This is a genomic window from Methylobacillus draconifructus (genome assembly GCF_045984385.1).
GTDB lineage: Bacteria > Pseudomonadota > Gammaproteobacteria > Burkholderiales > Methylophilaceae > Methylobacillus > Methylobacillus flagellatus_A.
Map to the genome: position 1 here is coordinate 47,004 of NZ_JBJQIJ010000005.1, position 16,519 is coordinate 63,522.

The window sequence follows — 16,519 nt, forward strand, 5'->3', positions numbered from 1 at the left end:
TAAATTTCCTATCTCCTTATTTTTTAAGGATAAAAATTTTCTCACGAAAATCATCTAAGTCATTGTCCCATAAAGGAAAAATCCTAAAAAAGCCCTTGCATTGCCATTTTTTTTTATCTATAGTGGGTGTTAGTGGAGAAAAGTGGAGTTTTGTGGGTAATTGTTGATCAAAGTTGATTGCTCATCTCCGGATGGTTGGCAATTACCCATCTCCCGATCTGACAAAATTTAATGCCGATGCCAGCGCGCTAAACGCTGGTATCGGCCAAGGGACCTCATGTTTCGCGGTGCGACGTCATTAAATATGGATGCCAAAGGCAGGCTGGCTGTGCCAGCCAAGCACCGTGACGCCCTGCACGCTCAAAGCGAGGGCAGCCTTGTCCTGACTGCCCATCCACATCGTTGTCTGCTCCTGTATCCCCAGCCTGCCTGGGAGCCAATCCAATCCAAGGTGATGGCGCTTTCCAGTTTCGACCGCCAGTCCAGTGCCTTGCAGCGCTTGCTGGTGGGTTTTGCCGAAGACGTCGAGCTGGACAGCGCCGGCCGCTTGCTGGTTTCCCCGGTATTGAGGGAGTTTGCCGGGTTGGAGAAGCAGGTGATGCTGGTGGGGCAGGGCAGCCACTTCGAGCTTTGGGGCATGGAGGCCTGGCGGGCCCAGTTGCAGCAGGTGATGTCGTCCGAGAATATGGAGTTGCCTGCCGAGTTGGAGGGTTTTTCGCTGTGAGTGCTGGCGTTCGCCATGTACCCGCTCCCCAGGTTTCTCAGCATGTAACGGTTTTGTTGGACGAGGCGGTGGAGGCACTGGCGATCAAGCCTGACGGCATTTATGTCGACGGCACGTTCGGCCGGGGCGGGCATAGCCGCAAGATACTGGAAAAACTCGGACCGCAAGGGCGCCTGGTGGCGCTGGACCGCGACCTGGCCGCCGTTGAGGCCGCACGGGGTATCCAGGATGCGCGTTTTACGATCGTCCACAGTCATTTTGCCGCCATGGCGGAAGTCCTGGCGGATCTGAATATTCAAAAAGTAGATGGTGTGTTGCTGGATCTGGGAATTTCATCTCCACAGATCGACGAGGGCGAGCGCGGCTTCAGCTTCAGGTTTGACGGCCCGCTCGATATGCGCATGGACCAAAGCCGTGGACAGACAGCGGCAGAGTTCGTCGCGGCTGCAACGGAACAAGAACTGACGGGGGTAATTAAGGAATATGGTGAAGAACGGTTTGCTAAACAGATTGCAAGGGCGATTGTTGCGCAGCGCACAGGAGGGGTGGTCATCTCCACTACCGGACAACTTGCCAAGATCGTGGCAGGGGCGGTCCCAAAAGTCGAGCCTGGCCAAGATCCGGCGACGCGCACCTTTCAGGCTTTACGGATTTTCATCAATCAGGAGCTTGAGGAATTGTCGCTGACCCTTCCTCAGTGTCTGCCGCTATTGGCAGCGCAAGGGCGCTTGGCGGTGATCAGCTTCCACTCGCTGGAAGACCGCATTGTGAAACGCTTTATCCGTGCCGAGCAGGACAGGGATGACTTGCCTGCGAATTTCCCCGTGCGTGCGAAAGATCTGCCGCAGCCCCGCCTGGTGGCGGTCGGACGTGCGGTGCGCCCGGGCGATGCCGAGGTCAGGCGCAATCCGCGTTCACGCAGCGCCGTATTGCGCGTTGCGGAAAGGACCTCGGTGCAATAATGGCCAAGCTTAACCTGATCCTCTTCCTGGTGGTGATAGTGGCTGCGCTGGGCGTCATTACGTCACAGCACAAGGCGCGCAAGCTCTATATCGAGCTGCAGCAGCAAGAGGATGCGGCCAAGCAATACGAGATAGAGTGGGGCCAGCTGCAATTGGAGCAAAGCACGTGGGCCATGCATTCCCGCATCGAGCAGATCGCCGAGCGGCGCCTGAACATGCAGGTGCCTGATCCAAGCCGCATACAGGTGGTCGCGCCATGATGGGGGCGATGCGCATGCGCGTGGGGTCGAAGCCGCGGGTCGTGGTCAGGCTGCCGGTCTGGCGCCGTCGCCTCCTGTTGGTGCTGGTGCTGTGCGGTTTTGCCGTGCTGCTGGGGCGCAGCGTCTATTTGCAGAGCGTGCATAAATCCTTTCTGCAGCAAAAGGGCGATGCGCGCTATAGCCGCCTGTTGAGCCTGCCCGCGCACCGCGGCAAGATCACCGACCGTTACGGCGAGCCGCTGGCGATCAGCACGCCTGTGGAGTCCATCTGGGCCAGCCCGCCAGACGTGAAGGTCTCGCCTGAGCAATTGGCGAAACTGGCAGGCATCCTCAAACTCAAGCCGGAAGCGATCAAATCCAAGTTCGATAACACGCAGCGTGAATTCGTTTATCTCAAGCGCCGCCTGCCGCCTGAGCTTGCCGCACAGGTGATGAGCATCGGTATTCCTGGCGTTTTCATGCAGAGAGAATACCGCCGTTATTATCCTGCTGGGGAAGTGACTGCTCACCTTGTCGGCTTCACCGGTATTGACGATAACGGCCAGGAGGGCTTCGAGCTGCATTCCCAGAAATGGTTGTCCGGCAAGCCGGGCAGCCGCCGCGTGATCAAGGACAGGCAAGGGCGTATCGTCGAAGACCTCGAGGCAGTCAAGGTTCCGCAGGATGGCCGCGACCTGGCGCTTTCCATAGACCGCAAGCTTCAATACCTGGCTTATCGCGAACTGGCGGCGGCGGTGGAAGAGCACAAGGCCAAGGCAGGTTCTGCGGTCGTGCTGGATGCCAAGACCGGCGAAGTGCTGGCGATGGCAAACGTCCCCAGCTACAACCCGAACAACCCGGTGAACCTGACCGGGGGCCGTTCACGCAACCGGGCGATCGTCGACACTTTCGAGCCTGGATCGACGCTGAAGCCGTTTACTGCCGCGGCAGCCCTCGATAGCGGACAGTACAAGCCTAGCACGCTCATCGATACATCGTCCGGCGCCATGCGCATCGGCAAGGCCACGATCCGTGATGCGCACCCGCAAGGCGTTCTGACGGTTGCGCAGGTCATTCAGAAGTCTTCCAATATCGGTTCGGCTAAGATGGCGCTGAGCCTGGAGCCGCATTACATGTGGAGCATCTATAACCAGGTCGGGTTCGGCTCCGTGACGCGTATCGGCTTTCCCGGCGAAGCTTCCGGAAGACTGCGCAATTACAAGACCTGGCGCCCGATCGAGCAGGCCACCATGTCTTATGGCCATGGCCTCAGCCTGACCTTGCTGCAGCTGGCGCGTGCCTACACCGTATTCACCAATGATGGCGCCTTGCTGCCGGTCTCTCTGCTCAAGCTCAAGGAGCCTCCTGTTGGCCATCAGGTTTATACCCCCGAAACTGCGCATCACCTGCGCGACATGATGGAGACTGTTATCCAGCCTGGCGGTACCGCTCCTCGGGCACAGGTGCTGGGCTACCGCGTCGCAGGTAAAACCGGGACGGCGCACAAGCCCGGCGTGGGCGGCTACCAGGCAAACCACTATGTATCCTCGTTTGTCGGTTTTGCGCCTGCATCCAACCCGCGCTTGATCATTGCGGTGATGATCGACGACCCGAGTGGCGGCAAATATTACGGCGGTACGGTGGCCGCCCCGGTATTCAGCAAGGTGATGTCGGGCGCGTTGCGCATGCTGGCGATCCCGCAGGATGCGCCGAACAACAATGTCGTGATCCCTGTCGACGACCTGCCCGAGATCAAGGAGGTGGTATGAGCCTGCCCAGCCTTGATCGCCATCATTTCACCGGCATGACTTCGGACAGCCGCCGTGCTTCCGCGGGCAGCCTGTTCCTTGCCTATCCGGGCGAACAGGCCGATGGGCGCCGTTTCATCGAGCAGGCCATCGCCAACGGAGCGGCCGGTGTGATATGGGAGCAGGAGGGATTTGACTGGAATCCTTCATGGGCCGTTGCCAACCAGCCTGTAACAGGTTTGCGTCGCAAGGCAAGCGCCATCGCCGGAGAATTCTACGGCCACCCGTCCCGCCAACTCTGGATGATAGGCGTGACCGGCACCAATGGAAAAACCTCCTGCAGTCATTGGCTGGCGCAGGCGTTCAACGCCCTTCGACGCAAGGCGGTGGTGATCGGCACCTTGGGCAACGGCTTTCCGGATGCCTTGTCCGCTGCCGCGAACACTACGCCTGACCCTATCTTGCTGCAATCCATGCTTGCCGATTACCTGCAAGCGGGCGCTGAAGTGGCGGCGATGGAGGTTTCCTCGCACGGACTGGACCAAGGGCGGGTGAATGGTATTGATTTCAAGGTCGCCGTGCTGACCAACCTGACACGCGACCACCTGGATTATCACGGCGATATGGCGAGCTACGCCGGCGCCAAGCGCAAGTTGTTCCGTTTTGACGGCGTGCAGACCGCCATCCTCAACCAGGACGATGCCTTTGGCCGGGAGCTGCTGAGCGAGCTCAAAGCCAAGGGCAAGCATGTGCTGAGCTATGGCTTGAGCGGCGGGGACGTGCGCGGCCATGATTTGCATTTCGATGCCGAGGGCCTGCACATGCAAGTGCAGAGTCCTCAAGGCGAGGCTGCAGTGCATGCCAAGCTGGTGGGGCGCTTCAATGCCAGCAACCTGCTCGCCGTATTGGCGACATTGCTTGCCTCGGAAGTCGCACTCGAAGACGCAGCGCGCGTCTTGGCTGAAATCCGGCCGGCACCCGGACGCATGCAGCAACTGGGCGGCGGCGGCCAGCCATTGGTCGTGGTGGATTATGCGCATAGTCCCGATGCGCTGGAAAAGGCATTGCTTGCCTTGCGCGAGCAGGCAAAGGCCAGCCTCATTTGCGTATTCGGTTGCGGCGGCGACCGGGATAAAGGTAAGCGCCCGCTGATGGCGGAAGTCGCTTCAAGACTGGCAGACAAGGTGATCGTGACTTCGGACAATCCGCGCGGTGAGGACCCCGAGGCGATCATTGCCGAGGTGGTGGCTGGCTTGCATGGTCCGGCCCAGGTGGAGCCCGATCGGGAAAAAGCCATTATCCAGGCAATCAGGTCGGCGCAGGCGGGCGACGTCGTGCTGATCGCGGGCAAGGGGCATGAGGATTACCAGGAAATATCAGGCGTACGGCATCCATTCAATGATGCTGCTGTGGCGGCCAACATCTTAGGGGTCGCCACATGATGTATCTATCCGAAATCGCCAAGGCAACGGGTGGCACTCTGATCGGCGCCGACGTGCTGGTCCAGTCCGTAGGCACGGACAGCCGCAAGCTGGAGCCAGCGCAGTTGTTTGTGGCGCTCAAGGGTGAGCGATTCGATGGACATGATTATGCCAAGGCTGTTTTGACCGAAGGGGCGGCGGCTGTTCTGGTTTCCCAAGTTGTAGGAGCAACGCCTGCTGTATTGGTTGAAGATACCCGTCTTGCATTGGGTCAATTGGCCGCCTATTGGCGCCGGAAGTTCAGCATCCCCGTGGCGGCTATTACCGGCAGCAACGGTAAGACCAGCGTCAAGGAAATGCTGGCAGCGATCCTGCGGGTCGCGGCAGGCGCGGATGACGCCGTGCTTGCGACCCAGGGCAACCTGAACAACGACATCGGACTGCCGCTTACGCTGCTAAGGTTGCGTGAGCGCCATCGCTATGCCGCGGTGGAAATGGGCATGAACCATATTGGCGAGATCAGCTATCTCACACGGATCGGCCACCCGGACGTGGCATTGATCAACAATGCGACTGCCGCGCACCTGGGCGGCCTGGGTTCCGTCGAGGGGGTGGCGAAAGCCAAGGGCGAGATTTTCGAAGGCCTGGCAGATGACGGCGTGGCGGTGATCAATGCCGACGATACGTTTGCCGGCCTATGGCAGTCCCTGGCAGGACGGCACCGCATCGTGCGTTTCGGCCTCAATGCCGGAGACGTCACGGCGGATTATGCGCTGCATTCAGAAGGCAGCGACCTGCAATTGAGCACGCCTGCCGGCGAATGCGCATTGCGCTTGCCCGTGCCTGGTCTGCACAACATCAGGAACGCGCTGGCCGCCACAGCCGCCGCCTTGTCCATGGGCGTGCCGCTGGATGCGGTTGCCGGGGGCCTTGCCGGTTTTTCCGGCGTCAAGGGCAGGCTGCAGCGCAAGTCCGGCAGGCGCGGCGCATTGCTGATCGATGATACCTACAACGCCAATCCTGCTTCAATGAGAGCCGCGATCGACGTGCTTGCCAGCCAGTCTGGAAAACGGTTGCTTGTCGTGGGCGACATGGGCGAGCTGGGCGAGAACGAAGCGGCCTTGCATGCCGAATTGGGCGCTTATGCCAAAGCGGCAGGCGTGGATGCCCTGCATGCGCTGGGCGTCTTGTCTGCCAAGGCCGTGGAGGCATACGGCAGTGGCGCGAGCCATCACGAGACGGTGGAAAGCCTGGCGGCATTCCTGCTACCGGCATTGGATGCCGATACCGTTGTGCTGGTCAAGGGGTCGCGCTTCATGTGCATGGAGCGTGTCGTCGACTTGCTGCAAGAACAAAAGGAGAAACCATAATGCTGCTCGAACTCGCCCGTTGGCTGGCCCAGGATATTCGCGGCTTTAATGTGTTCAATTACATCACGCTGCGCGCCGTCCTCGCGACATTGACGGCATTGACGATTTCCTTCCTGGTGGGGCCTAAGCTGATCCGCAAGCTCACCGAATACAAGGTGGGGCAATCCGTACGCGATGACGGCCCGCAAACCCACCTGGTGAAGGCGGGCACCCCGACCATGGGCGGCGCGTTGATCCTCATCGCGATTGCAGTCTCGACCTTGCTCTGGGCCGATCTTTCCAACCGTTTCGTCTGGGTGGTGCTGATCACGACCCTGGGTTTCGGCGTGATCGGCTGGGTCGATGACTGGCGCAAGGTAGTCTACCGCAATCCCAAGGGATTGTCGGCCAAGGCGAAATATTTCTGGCAGTCATTGATAGGCGCGGGCGTTGCGGCCTATTTGTTCTATACCGCGACGGTGCCGGCGGAGACCGAGCTGATCGTGCCGTTCTTCAAGCATCTGGTGCTGCCGATGGGCGTGGTGAGCTTCATCGTGCTGACCTATTTCGTGATTGTCGGCACCAGCAACGCGGTCAACCTGACCGACGGGCTGGACGGCCTCGCGATCATGCCCACCGTGATGGTGGCGAGCGCCCTGGCGGTGTTTGCCTATGTGGCGGGCCATCTTTATTTCTCCAAGTACCTCGGCGTGCCCTATGTGCCTGGGGCAGGTGAACTCACTGTGTTCTGTGCGGCGATCGGCGGCGCGGGCCTGGGCTTCCTCTGGTTCAACGCCTATCCCGCAGAAGTGTTCATGGGCGACGTCGGCGCGCTGGCGCTGGGAGCTGCGCTGGGCACCGTGGCCGTGATCGTGCGCCAGGAAATCGTGCTGTTCATCATGGGCGGCGTGTTCGTGATGGAAACCATTTCGGTGATGCTGCAGGTGGGGTCGTTCAAGCTCACGGGCAAGCGGATATTCCGAATGGCGCCCCTGCATCACCACTACGAGCTCAAGGGCTGGAAAGAGACGCAAGTCGTGGTCAGGTTCTGGATCATCACCATGATGCTGGTGCTGGTTGGCCTCTCCACGTTGAAGCTGAGATAAGGAAACAGGTTAAAGGATATATGCTGCAACTCAAGGACAAACAGGTGTTGGTGCTGGGGCTGGGAGATACCGGCCTTTCGGCATTGCGCTGGCTCGCTCGCCAGGGCGCACGCCTGTCCGTTGCCGACAGCCGTGAGCTGCCGCCGGGCCTTGATGCAGTCAAGCAGGAGTTTCCCGGTATTGCGGTACATCTGGGGCCTTTCGCCGAGGATGCATTCCAGGGTGCGGAACTGATCGTGGCCAGTCCAGGCGTGCCATTGGCCGAGCCGCAAATCCAGGCTGCCATCAAACGCGGCGTGCAGGTGGTGGGCGATGTCGAGCTGTTTGCCCAGGCAAAGCCGGCGCATGCCAAGGTCATTGCGATTACAGGCGCGAACGGCAAGAGCACTGTTACTACGCTGGTGGGCGAGGTTTGCAAGGCCGCGGGCCTGAGGACAGTCGTGGCCGGCAATATCGGCCTGCCAGTGCTGGATGTGATCGACGACGCGGCGGATGTCTATGTGCTCGAGCTCTCCAGCTTCCAGCTCGAAACTACCTATAGCCTGAAGGCGGATGCCGCCACGGTGCTCAATATCAGCGAAGACCACATGGACCGTTATGCCGACATGCAGGCGTATGCCGATGCCAAAGCGCGCATTTTCGCCCATGCCGGACTGCAGGTGCTCAATGCCGACGACATATGGAGCCGGGAAATGTCAGTTGACGGTATTGCCCAGCTAACGTTCGGCCTAGGTGTGCCGCGTAATGAACAGGAGTTCGGCCTGCTGCATGACGCCGGCGAAGCCTGGCTTGCCCGCGGACAGCGCAAGCTGATGCCGGTAGCCGACCTGAGGATTACAGGTCTGCACAATGCAGCCAATGCCCTCGCGGCGCTGGCTTTATGCAGCGTGCTCGATATCGACGAGGCTGTTGCCTTGCAGGCATTGCGCGATTTCAAGGGCTTGCCGCACCGTGTGCAATGGGTGGCCGATGTCGATGGCGTATCCTTTTATGATGACTCCAAGGGCACCAATGTCGGCGCTACCGTCGCGGCGCTCAACGGCTTGAACCGCAAGCTGGTGTTGATTGCTGGCGGCGATGGCAAGGGACAGGATTTTTCTCCCTTGCAAACGCCCGTGGCCGGGCATGCGCGCGGTGTAGTGCTGATCGGGCGTGATGCCGCGATGATTGCTGATGCATTGCAGGACACAGGCGTGCCGCTGGAGCATGCCGATACTCTCGAAGATGCCGTGGTGAAGGCATTCGGCCTGGCGGACATCGGCGATGTCGTGCTGCTCTCGCCCGCTTGCGCGAGCTTGGACATGTTCCGCAATTACGTGCACCGCGCAGAGGTGTTTGTGCAGGCGGTCAATGGCCTGCAGAAAAGAGAGGTGCGGGCATGAACAACATGATGTACATGCTGAGCGGGCGCGACCGACTGACCTCCTCATCGTCGACTTATGACCAGGGCCTGGTCTGGGTAACGCTGATCCTGCTCGGCATCGGCCTGGTCATGGTGTATTCCGCCTCGATTGCGTTGGCGGAGGCCGACAAGATGACCGGGCACCAGCCGACCTATTTCCTGGTGCGCCACTCCATTTTCCTGGTGATCAGCCTGACGGCGGCCTTGCTCGCATTCCAGGTGCCGACCCGGTTCTGGCAGAAGATGGCGCCGTATCTGTTCCTGCTGGGCCTGTTCCTGCTGGTGCTGGTACTGATTCCCGGCGTCGGCCGCAACGTCAACGGCAGCCAGCGCTGGCTGTCGCTGTTCGTCATCAATCTGCAGCCTTCGGAATTCATGAAGCTGTTTGCCGCGATCTATGTCGCGGACTACACCATCCGCAAGGCGGAAGTGATGGACAGCATCAAGCGCGGCTTCCTGCCCATGGTGGCGGTGATGGTGGTGGTCGGCTGGCTGCTGCTGCGCGAGCCCGACTTCGGCGCGTTCAGCGTGATCGTGTCGATTTCCATGGCGATTCTCTGGCTCGGCGGCATCAACGCCCGTATTTTCGTCGGCCTGATGGCTTTGCTGCCGGTGGCGGTCGTGGGGCTGATCTGGAGTTCGCCTTACCGCCTGCAGCGCGTGATCGGATTCATGGACCCCTGGGCCGACCCGTTCGGCAAGGGCTACCAGCTTTCCCACGCCCTGATCGCATTCGGACGCGGCGAATGGCTGGGCGTCGGCCTGGGCGCCAGCGTGGAAAAACTACTCTACCTGCCCGAAGCGCATACAGACTTTCTCATGGCGGTGATTGCCGAGGAGCTCGGCTTCATTGGCGTCATGGTGGTGGTCGGCCTGTTCGCCTGGCTGGTGATCCGCGCCTTCCGCATCGGCAAGGAAGCCGTCGCCAACGAGCGTTATTTCTCCGCCTTGCTTGCGCAGGGCATAGGCGTCTGGATCGGCGTGCAGAGCATCATCAATATCGGCGTGAACATGGGCGTGCTGCCGACCAAGGGCCTGACCCTGCCATTGCTGTCTTTCGGCGGCAGCGGCATTCTGGCGAACTGCATTGCCTTGGCGATCCTACTTAGGGTCGATTGGGAAAACAGGCGCCTTCAAAAGGGATTGCCGGCATGATGGATAACACGATATTCAAAGGGATTTGCCAACATTGCCAGGCGCCTGTTTTCCCATGGGTCAAAGGTGGTTTGCATGAGTAAGACCTTACTCATCATGGCGGCAGGCACCGGCGGGCACGTCATGCCAGGCTTGGCGATCGCCAAGGCCATGCAGGCGCGCGGCTGGAACGTGCATTGGCTGGGCACGACCCACGGGATGGAAAACCGCCTGGTGCCACCCAGCGGATTGCCGATGACGCAGCTCAAGTTCTCCGGCCTGCGCGGCAAGGGATGGAAACATACGTTGCAGGGGATGTTCCGCCTGCTGGGATCCACCTGGACGGCATGGCGCCTGATGCGTGAATTGAAGCCGCAGGCGGTGCTCGGTATGGGCGGCTATGTCACCGTGCCGGGCGGCTGGGCGGCCAGGGCTGCGAGCGTGCCGCTGGCAGTGGTGAATGCGGATGCCGCCTTGCTGATGTCGAACCGGGCGCTGGTCAAGCATGCCAAGCGCGTGTTGTTCGGTTTCGATGGCGGCGCCGCGACGTTGGGCGGCATGGCGTTCAAGGCGCGCGTGACCGGCAACCCGGTGCGTGCCGAGATTGTTGATATCGCTTCGCCGGAGCAGCGCTTTGCCGGCCGTCAAGGCCCGCTGCACGTGCTGGTGGTGGGCGGCAGCCTGGGGGCGCAAGTGCTGAATGCGACTTTGCCCAAGGCGTTGGCTTTGCTGCCTGCGGGACAGCGTCCGGTAGTGACCCACCAGTCCGGCGCGCAACATATCGACGCCTTGCGCGAGGCTTATGCCGCCGCTGGCGTGGAAGCCAGGGTGGCGCCCTTTATCGACGACATGGCGGGCGCCTATGCCGAGGCCGATGTGCTGGTATGCCGGGCCGGGGCGATCACGGTGAGCGAGCTGGCGGTGGCCGGCGTCGCCAGCATCCTGGTGCCGCTGGTGGTGTCGACCACCTCGCACCAGCGCGACAACGCCCGCTGGATGGCCGAGCACGGCGCAGCCATCCATTTGCCGCAGCAGGAACTGACGCCGCAGAGGCTGGCCGCGCTGCTGCAGGAACTGACGCGCACCCGCCTGCTGGCAATGGCGCATGCCGCGCGCGAGCTGGGCAGGCCTAAGGCGACAGAGACGATTGCAAACGAATTGGAAAGTATTGCCCTGCCGTCGCAGGGAGGGAAGCGCCCATGAAACATAAAGTGAAACACGTGCATTTTGTCGGTATAGGCGGTTCCGGCATGAGCGGCATTGCCGAAGTCCTGCTCAACCTGGGCTTCAGCGTCAGCGGCTCGGATCTCGCCGACAATGCGACAACGCGAAGGCTGGCCGGGTTCGGCGCCAGGCTGCACCAGGGCCATGCCGCGGAAAACCTTGGAGAGGCCGACGTGGTGGTGATTTCCAGCGCGGTCAAGGATGACAACCCCGAAGTGGCGGCGGCGCGCGAGCGCAGCATCCCCATCGTGCCGCGCGCATTGATGCTGGCCGAACTCATGCGCTTCCGCCAGGGGATCGCGATTGCGGGCACGCACGGCAAGACCACGACCACCAGCCTCATTGCCAGCATCCTGGCGGAAGCCGGGATGGACCCCACCTTCGTGATCGGCGGGCGGCTTGAAGCCTCAGGCAGCAATGCGCGCCTGGGTACGGGAGAGTTCATCGTCGCGGAGGCCGATGAGTCGGATGCCTCCTTCCTGCACCTTACTCCCATCATTTCCGTGGTCACCAATATCGATGCAGACCACATGGATACCTATGGCCATGATTTCGAGCGGCTCAAAGGGGCATTCGTCGAATTCCTGCAGCGCCTGCCGTTCTACGGCATGGCCGTGGTATGCATCGACGACCCGAATATCCGCGCCATCCTGCCGCAGATTTCCAAGCAGGTCATGCCGTACGGCTTCTCGGAAGAGGCCCGTATCCGCGCCAGCAACGTGCGTGCGGAAAATGGGCGCATGCACTTTACCGTGAGCCGCATCAACGGCGTGACGACGACATTCGATGTCACGCTCAACCTGCCTGGCAGGCATTACGTGCTGAATGCGCTGGCCGCGATTGCAGTGGCGAGCGAGTTGAACGTGCCCGACAGCGCCATCATCAAGGCGCTGGCCGAGTTCAAGGGTGTGGGACGCCGTTTCGAGCGGTATGGCGAAATGCCGGCGAAAAACGGCGGGTACTTTACATTGATCGATGATTACGGGCACCACCCGGTCGAGATGAATGCCGTGATTGCAGCGGCGCGCGATGCCTTTCCCGGGCGCAGGCTGGTGCTGGCTTTCCAGCCGCACCGCTATACCCGCACCCGTGATTGCTTCGAGGATTTCGTCAAAGTACTTTCCGGCGCCGACGTGGTGGTGCTGACCGAAGTGTATTCCGCAGGAGAAGCGCCAATCGTGGCAGCTGACGGCCGCTCGCTGGTACGCGCGATCCGTGTCGCTGGCAAGGTGGAACCGCTATTCGTGGAAACGCCGCAGGAATTGCCGCAGGCGATCGTGGATATGGCGCGGGATGGCGATGTGGTGATCGTGATGGGCGCAGGCTCCATCGGCCAGGTCGCCGCCAAAACCAGGGAGCTGGCGGCCGCTGCAGAGAGCGTACCCATGGAGGCCGTGCAGTGACGGCCACGGTCGCGACAGGCAACTTGCTGTATGACGAGTCCCTGGCCCGTTATACCAGCTGGCGTGCAGGCGGGGCGGCCGAGCGGCTGTATGTGCCCGCCAGCCTGGACGACCTGCAGCAATTCCTTGCCGGATTGCCTGCCGACGAGCCGCTGTATTTTATCGGCCTGGGTTCCAACTTGCTGGTGCGTGACGGTGGCGTCAGGGGCACTGTGGTCCTTATGCATGGTGCGTTGACTACATTGCAGACGGATAAAGAGTTTGTCTACGCCGAGGCGGGCGTAACCTGCGCCAAGCTTGCCAAGTTTGCCGCGCGCCAGCATCGGCATGGCGCGGAGTTCATGGCGGGCATTCCCGGAACCGTGGGCGGTGCGCTGGCGATGAATGCCGGCTGCCATGGCGGCGAGACCTGGGAGATTGTCGACCGCGTGCTGACCATAGACCGCGAAGGCAAGCTGCACGAGCGCAACCACCAGGCGTTCGCCACCGCCTACCGCCATGTGGAGATGCCGGTGGCGGACGAGTGGTTCGTCGCGGCCTGGTTCAGGTTGGCCGATGGCGATGCGATGGAAGCCGAGGCCAGGATCAAGCAGCTGTTGGCCAGGCGTCTCGCGACACAGCCGTTGAACCTGCCGAATGCCGGGTCGGTGTTCCGCAACCCGCCGGGCGAACATGCGGCGCGCCTGATCGAGGCCAGCGGCCTCAAAGGCTACAACATCGGCGGGGCGCAAGTGTCGGAGAAGCACGCCAACTTCATCGTCAACCAGGGCGGGGCGACGGCAAAGGATATAGAGCGGCTGATCCTGCATGTGCAGGCGGTGGTGAAGCAACAGCAGGGCGTGGACCTGCAACCGGAAGTGAGAGTGATTGGAGAGGATGGGCATGAGTAGGGATTTCGGCAGGGTGGCCGTGCTGCTGGGCGGCAAGTCGGGCGAGCGCGAGGTATCGCTGAAGAGCGGCGCCGCGGTGCTGGCCGCCTTGCGCCGCGGCGGCGTCGATGCCCATGCCTTCGACCCGGCAGAGCGCGAGTTGAGCGAGCTGGCCGGATTCGACCGTGTGTTCATCGCACTGCATGGCCGCTATGGCGAGGACGGCACCATCCAGGGCGCGCTGGAGCTCATGGGCATTCCCTATACCGGCAGCGGCGTGATGGCGTCCAGCGTGGGCATGGACAAATGGCGCACCAAGCTGCTCTGGCGCGCGGCTGGCGTGGCGACGCCCGAGTTCGAGCTGATCGATGCCGACAGCGACTTCGCCGCGATCGAGCAGCGCCTTGGCCTGCCCTTGTTCGTGAAGCCTGCCAACGAGGGCTCCAGCATCGGCATCAGCAAGGTAAAGAAGGCAGGCGGCCTCAAGGCTGCCTATGAGTTGGCGGCCAAGTCCGACCCGTTGGTGATCGCGGAGCAATTCGTCGGCGGCGGCGAGTACACGGTGGGCATTCTCGGCGACGAAGCCTTGCCCGTGATCCGCATCGTGCCTGCCAACGAGTTCTACGACTACGAGGCCAAGTACCTGCGCGACGATACGCAATACCTCTGCCCGTGCGGGCTGGATGCCGCGCTGGAGGAAAAAATCAAGGCCGAGGCTTTGCAGGCGTTCCGCGTCGTCGGCGGGCAGGGCTGGGGAAGGGTGGACTTCCTCATGGACGAAGCCGGGCGGCATTACTTCCTTGAAGTGAATACCTCGCCCGGCATGACCGACCACAGCCTGGTGCCCATGGGGGCCAAGGCGGTCGGGCTCAGTTTCGACGAGCTGGTGCTGAAGATATTGGAGCTTGCGCATGTGGGATAAGCCGCGCGCCCTTAACTGGATCGCGAACCTGCTCAATGCGCTGGCGGCCGTGATGTTTTTGTATGGGCTGGTGTATGTGGTGGTGCACCTGCCGATTTTCCCGCTCAAGGAAGTGCGGGTGGAAGGCACGCTGGAACACGTGACGCGCGAGCAGATCAAGCTGATCGCGGACCGGCATTTGCAGGGCAATTTCTTCACGGTCGACGTGGTGAAGGCGCGCGACGCTTTCCAGAAGCTGCCGTGGGCGCGCAAGGTCAGCGTGCGCAAGCGCTGGCCCGACCGTTTGGAGGTGGTGATCGAGGAACAGAGGGAGCTGGCACGCTGGGGCAATATCGCGCTGGTGAATACGTACGGCGAGCTGTTCCATGCGGCGTCGGACAGCGACCTGCCGGTGTTCTACGGTCCGGGGGACGGCGTGGCGGAGGTGGCGAAGCAATACGGCGTATATAGCCAGATCCTGGGTACGGGTACCGGCATGCATATCGCGCAACTGGCTTTGACCCCGCGCCGCGCCTGGCAGATCAAGACCAGCAACGGCATGGTGATCGAGCTGGGGCGGGAAGAGATGGAAACGCGCTTGCAGAAATTCGCCAGCGTATACGGACAGACATTGGGCGGGTTGAAAGTGGCGATCAACTACGCCGATTTGCGCTATCCCAACGGGTTTGCCGTACGCAAGCCCGAGGGGTCGACGCCAAAACGCAAGACAGGAGCAGCGTGAGTAACATGGAAAATTGGAGAAATAAATGAGCAGGGTCCGGGAAGATAAGAATCTGATTGTCGGCCTGGATATAGGCACCTCGAAGATCGTGGCGATCGTGGCCGAGTTGCAGCTGGACGGCAGCCTCAAGGTCATCGGCCTGGGTCAGAACACCTCGCGCGGGCTGAAGAAGGGCGTGGTGGTGAATATCGACTCCACGGTGCAGGCCATCCAGCGCGCGCTGGAAGAGGCCGAGCTCATGGCGGATTGCAAGATCAGCACCGTGTTCACCGGCATTGCGGGCTCGCATATTAAGAGCCTCAATTCGCACGGCATGGTGAAGATCAAGGATGCCGAGGTGACGCAGATGGACGTGGACCGCGTGATCGAGACCGCGCGCGCGATTGCCTTGCCGTCCGACCAGCAGATCCTGCACATCCTCACGCAAGAATTCATCATCGACGGCCAGGAGGACGTGCGCGAGCCCCTGGGCATGAGCGGCATGAAGCTCGAGGTCAAGGTGCATATCGTCACCGGCGCCGTCTCCGCTGCGCAGAACATCGTCAAGTGCATCAAGCGTTGCGGCCTGGAGGTGAGCGACCTCATCCTGCAGCCGCTGGCTTCCAGCCTGGCGGTGTTGACCGAGGACGAGAAGGAGCTCGGCGTCTGCCTGGTGGATATCGGCGGCGGCACAACTGACATCGCCGTGTTCAAGCAGGGCGCAATCCGCCATACCGCCGTGGTGCCGATTGCAGGCGATCAGATCACCAACGACGTGGCGGTGGCGTTCCGCACGCCGACCCAGTCGGCGGAAGAGATCAAGATCAAGCACGGCTGCGCCTTGCGCCAGTTGGCCGACTCGCGCGAAGTGGTGGAAGTGCCCGGCGTCGACGGCCGCGACCCGCGCCAGTTGTCGGTGCAGACGCTGGCCGAGGTGATCGAGCCGCGCGTGGTCGAGCTGTATGAATTCGTGCTCGGCGAGCTGCGCCGCAGCGGCATGGAGGAAATGATCGCCTCCGGCATCGTGATTACAGGTGGTTCCTCCCTCATGAAGGGGATGGTGGAACTGGGTGAGGAGATTTTCCACATGCCGGTGCGCCTTGGCATGCCGCGCAATGTGGGAGGTTTGTCCGAGGTGGTAGGCAATCCGCGGTATGCCACCGGGGTGGGACTGGTGTTGATGGGCCAGCAACAGGTGGAACGTCAGCTCCAGGGACAGATGGAATCCAATTCTTTCAGCCAGGTGTTGAGCCGGATGAAGAGTTGGTTCCAGGGTAATTTTTAGTAGTTGAATAGCGTGTTTGTAAGCGATTGTG

At 61.4% G+C, this 16,519-nt stretch carries 15 protein-coding genes; all 15 read left to right on the forward strand.

The window, feature by feature from the left end:
- Positions 1-277 precede the first annotated feature (277 nt).
- The 15 genes from mraZ (at position 278) to ftsA (ending at position 16,488) form a co-directional block, all read left to right on the forward strand.
- The gene (gene mraZ, locus ACKF11_RS11800) at positions 278-724 is read left to right on the forward strand and encodes a division/cell wall cluster transcriptional repressor MraZ (protein WP_407993096.1); all 447 of its coding nucleotides are present in this window, start codon (positions 278-280) and stop codon (positions 722-724) included.
- Positions 721-1,686 (forward strand): 16S rRNA (cytosine(1402)-N(4))-methyltransferase RsmH, encoded by a 966-nt coding sequence (gene rsmH, locus ACKF11_RS11805; RefSeq protein WP_407997210.1) that lies wholly within the window; start codon positions 721-723, stop codon positions 1,684-1,686. The genes mraZ and rsmH overlap by 4 nt, the downstream gene beginning before the upstream one ends.
- On the forward strand, positions 1,686-1,946 hold the full coding sequence (gene ftsL / locus ACKF11_RS11810) for a cell division protein FtsL (protein WP_407993094.1): 261 nt from the start codon (positions 1,686-1,688) through the stop codon (positions 1,944-1,946). The genes rsmH and ftsL overlap by 1 nt, the downstream gene beginning before the upstream one ends.
- Positions 1,943-3,694 (forward strand): peptidoglycan D,D-transpeptidase FtsI family protein, encoded by a 1,752-nt coding sequence (locus ACKF11_RS11815; protein WP_407997211.1) that lies wholly within the window; start codon positions 1,943-1,945, stop codon positions 3,692-3,694. Before ftsL ends, ACKF11_RS11815 begins: the two co-directional genes overlap by 4 nt.
- Positions 3,691-5,115, forward strand: a complete 1,425-nt coding sequence (locus ACKF11_RS11820) for a UDP-N-acetylmuramoyl-L-alanyl-D-glutamate--2,6-diaminopimelate ligase (protein ID WP_407997212.1) — start codon at positions 3,691-3,693, stop codon at positions 5,113-5,115. The genes ACKF11_RS11815 and ACKF11_RS11820 overlap by 4 nt, the downstream gene beginning before the upstream one ends.
- Positions 5,112-6,464, forward strand: coding sequence for a UDP-N-acetylmuramoyl-tripeptide--D-alanyl-D-alanine ligase (locus ACKF11_RS11825; RefSeq protein ID WP_407997213.1), 1,353 nt, complete (start codon positions 5,112-5,114; stop codon positions 6,462-6,464). The genes ACKF11_RS11820 and ACKF11_RS11825 overlap by 4 nt, the downstream gene beginning before the upstream one ends.
- Entirely contained in the window at positions 6,464-7,549 is a 1,086-nt protein-coding gene (gene mraY, locus ACKF11_RS11830; RefSeq protein ID WP_309566226.1) for a phospho-N-acetylmuramoyl-pentapeptide-transferase, read from the forward strand. The genes ACKF11_RS11825 and mraY overlap by 1 nt, the downstream gene beginning before the upstream one ends.
- 20 nt (positions 7,550-7,569) lie before the next feature.
- Positions 7,570-8,931 (forward strand): UDP-N-acetylmuramoyl-L-alanine--D-glutamate ligase, encoded by a 1,362-nt coding sequence (gene murD / locus ACKF11_RS11835; RefSeq protein ID WP_407997214.1) that lies wholly within the window; start codon positions 7,570-7,572, stop codon positions 8,929-8,931.
- Positions 8,928-10,106 carry a putative lipid II flippase FtsW gene (ftsW, locus tag ACKF11_RS11840; protein WP_407993089.1) on the forward strand — a complete coding sequence of 393 codons (1,179 nt, stop codon included), beginning with the start codon at positions 8,928-8,930 and terminating at the stop codon, positions 10,104-10,106. The genes murD and ftsW overlap by 4 nt, the downstream gene beginning before the upstream one ends.
- A 75-nt stretch (positions 10,107-10,181) precedes the next feature.
- Positions 10,182-11,288 (forward strand): undecaprenyldiphospho-muramoylpentapeptide beta-N-acetylglucosaminyltransferase, encoded by a 1,107-nt coding sequence (gene murG / locus ACKF11_RS11845; RefSeq protein WP_407997215.1) that lies wholly within the window; start codon positions 10,182-10,184, stop codon positions 11,286-11,288.
- The gene (gene murC, locus ACKF11_RS11850; protein ID WP_407997216.1) at positions 11,285-12,712 is read left to right on the forward strand and encodes a UDP-N-acetylmuramate--L-alanine ligase; all 1,428 of its coding nucleotides are present in this window, start codon (positions 11,285-11,287) and stop codon (positions 12,710-12,712) included. Before murG ends, murC begins: the two co-directional genes overlap by 4 nt.
- Entirely contained in the window at positions 12,709-13,602 is an 894-nt protein-coding gene (murB, locus tag ACKF11_RS11855) for a UDP-N-acetylmuramate dehydrogenase (RefSeq protein ID WP_407997217.1), read from the forward strand. Before murC ends, murB begins: the two co-directional genes overlap by 4 nt.
- Entirely contained in the window at positions 13,595-14,503 is a 909-nt protein-coding gene (locus ACKF11_RS11860) for a D-alanine--D-alanine ligase (RefSeq protein ID WP_407997218.1), read from the forward strand. Before murB ends, ACKF11_RS11860 begins: the two co-directional genes overlap by 8 nt.
- On the forward strand, positions 14,493-15,224 hold the full coding sequence (locus tag ACKF11_RS11865) for a cell division protein FtsQ/DivIB (RefSeq protein ID WP_309566232.1): 732 nt from the start codon (positions 14,493-14,495) through the stop codon (positions 15,222-15,224). The genes ACKF11_RS11860 and ACKF11_RS11865 overlap by 11 nt, the downstream gene beginning before the upstream one ends.
- 25 nt (positions 15,225-15,249) lie before the next feature.
- Positions 15,250-16,488, forward strand: coding sequence for a cell division protein FtsA (gene ftsA / locus ACKF11_RS11870; RefSeq protein WP_309566233.1), 1,239 nt, complete (start codon positions 15,250-15,252; stop codon positions 16,486-16,488).
- The last annotated feature ends 31 nt before the right edge of the window (positions 16,489-16,519 follow it).

Bases quoted from the DNA above. Each gene is read 5' to 3' on its own strand.
- murG (WP_407997215.1), top strand. From the start codon at position 10,182: ATGAGTAAGACCTTACTCATCATGGCGGCAGGCACCGGCGGGCACGTC.
- ACKF11_RS11865 (WP_309566232.1), top strand. From the start codon at position 14,493: ATGTGGGATAAGCCGCGCGCCCTTAACTGGATCGCGAACCTGCTCAAT.
- murD (WP_407997214.1), top strand. From the start codon at position 7,570: ATGCTGCAACTCAAGGACAAACAGGTGTTGGTGCTGGGGCTGGGAGAT.
- ACKF11_RS11860 (WP_407997218.1), top strand. From the start codon at position 13,595: ATGAGTAGGGATTTCGGCAGGGTGGCCGTGCTGCTGGGCGGCAAGTCG.
- ACKF11_RS11825 (WP_407997213.1), top strand. From the start codon at position 5,112: ATGATGTATCTATCCGAAATCGCCAAGGCAACGGGTGGCACTCTGATC.
- mraZ (WP_407993096.1), top strand. From the start codon at position 278: ATGTTTCGCGGTGCGACGTCATTAAATATGGATGCCAAAGGCAGGCTG.
- ftsW (WP_407993089.1), top strand. From the start codon at position 8,928: ATGAACAACATGATGTACATGCTGAGCGGGCGCGACCGACTGACCTCC.
- ACKF11_RS11815 (WP_407997211.1), top strand. From the start codon at position 1,943: ATGATGGGGGCGATGCGCATGCGCGTGGGGTCGAAGCCGCGGGTCGTG.
- mraY (WP_309566226.1), top strand. From the start codon at position 6,464: ATGCTGCTCGAACTCGCCCGTTGGCTGGCCCAGGATATTCGCGGCTTT.
- murC (WP_407997216.1), top strand. From the start codon at position 11,285: ATGAAACATAAAGTGAAACACGTGCATTTTGTCGGTATAGGCGGTTCC.
- ACKF11_RS11820 (WP_407997212.1), top strand. From the start codon at position 3,691: ATGAGCCTGCCCAGCCTTGATCGCCATCATTTCACCGGCATGACTTCG.
- ftsL (WP_407993094.1), top strand. From the start codon at position 1,686: ATGGCCAAGCTTAACCTGATCCTCTTCCTGGTGGTGATAGTGGCTGCG.
- ftsA (WP_309566233.1), top strand. From the start codon at position 15,250: ATGAGCAGGGTCCGGGAAGATAAGAATCTGATTGTCGGCCTGGATATA.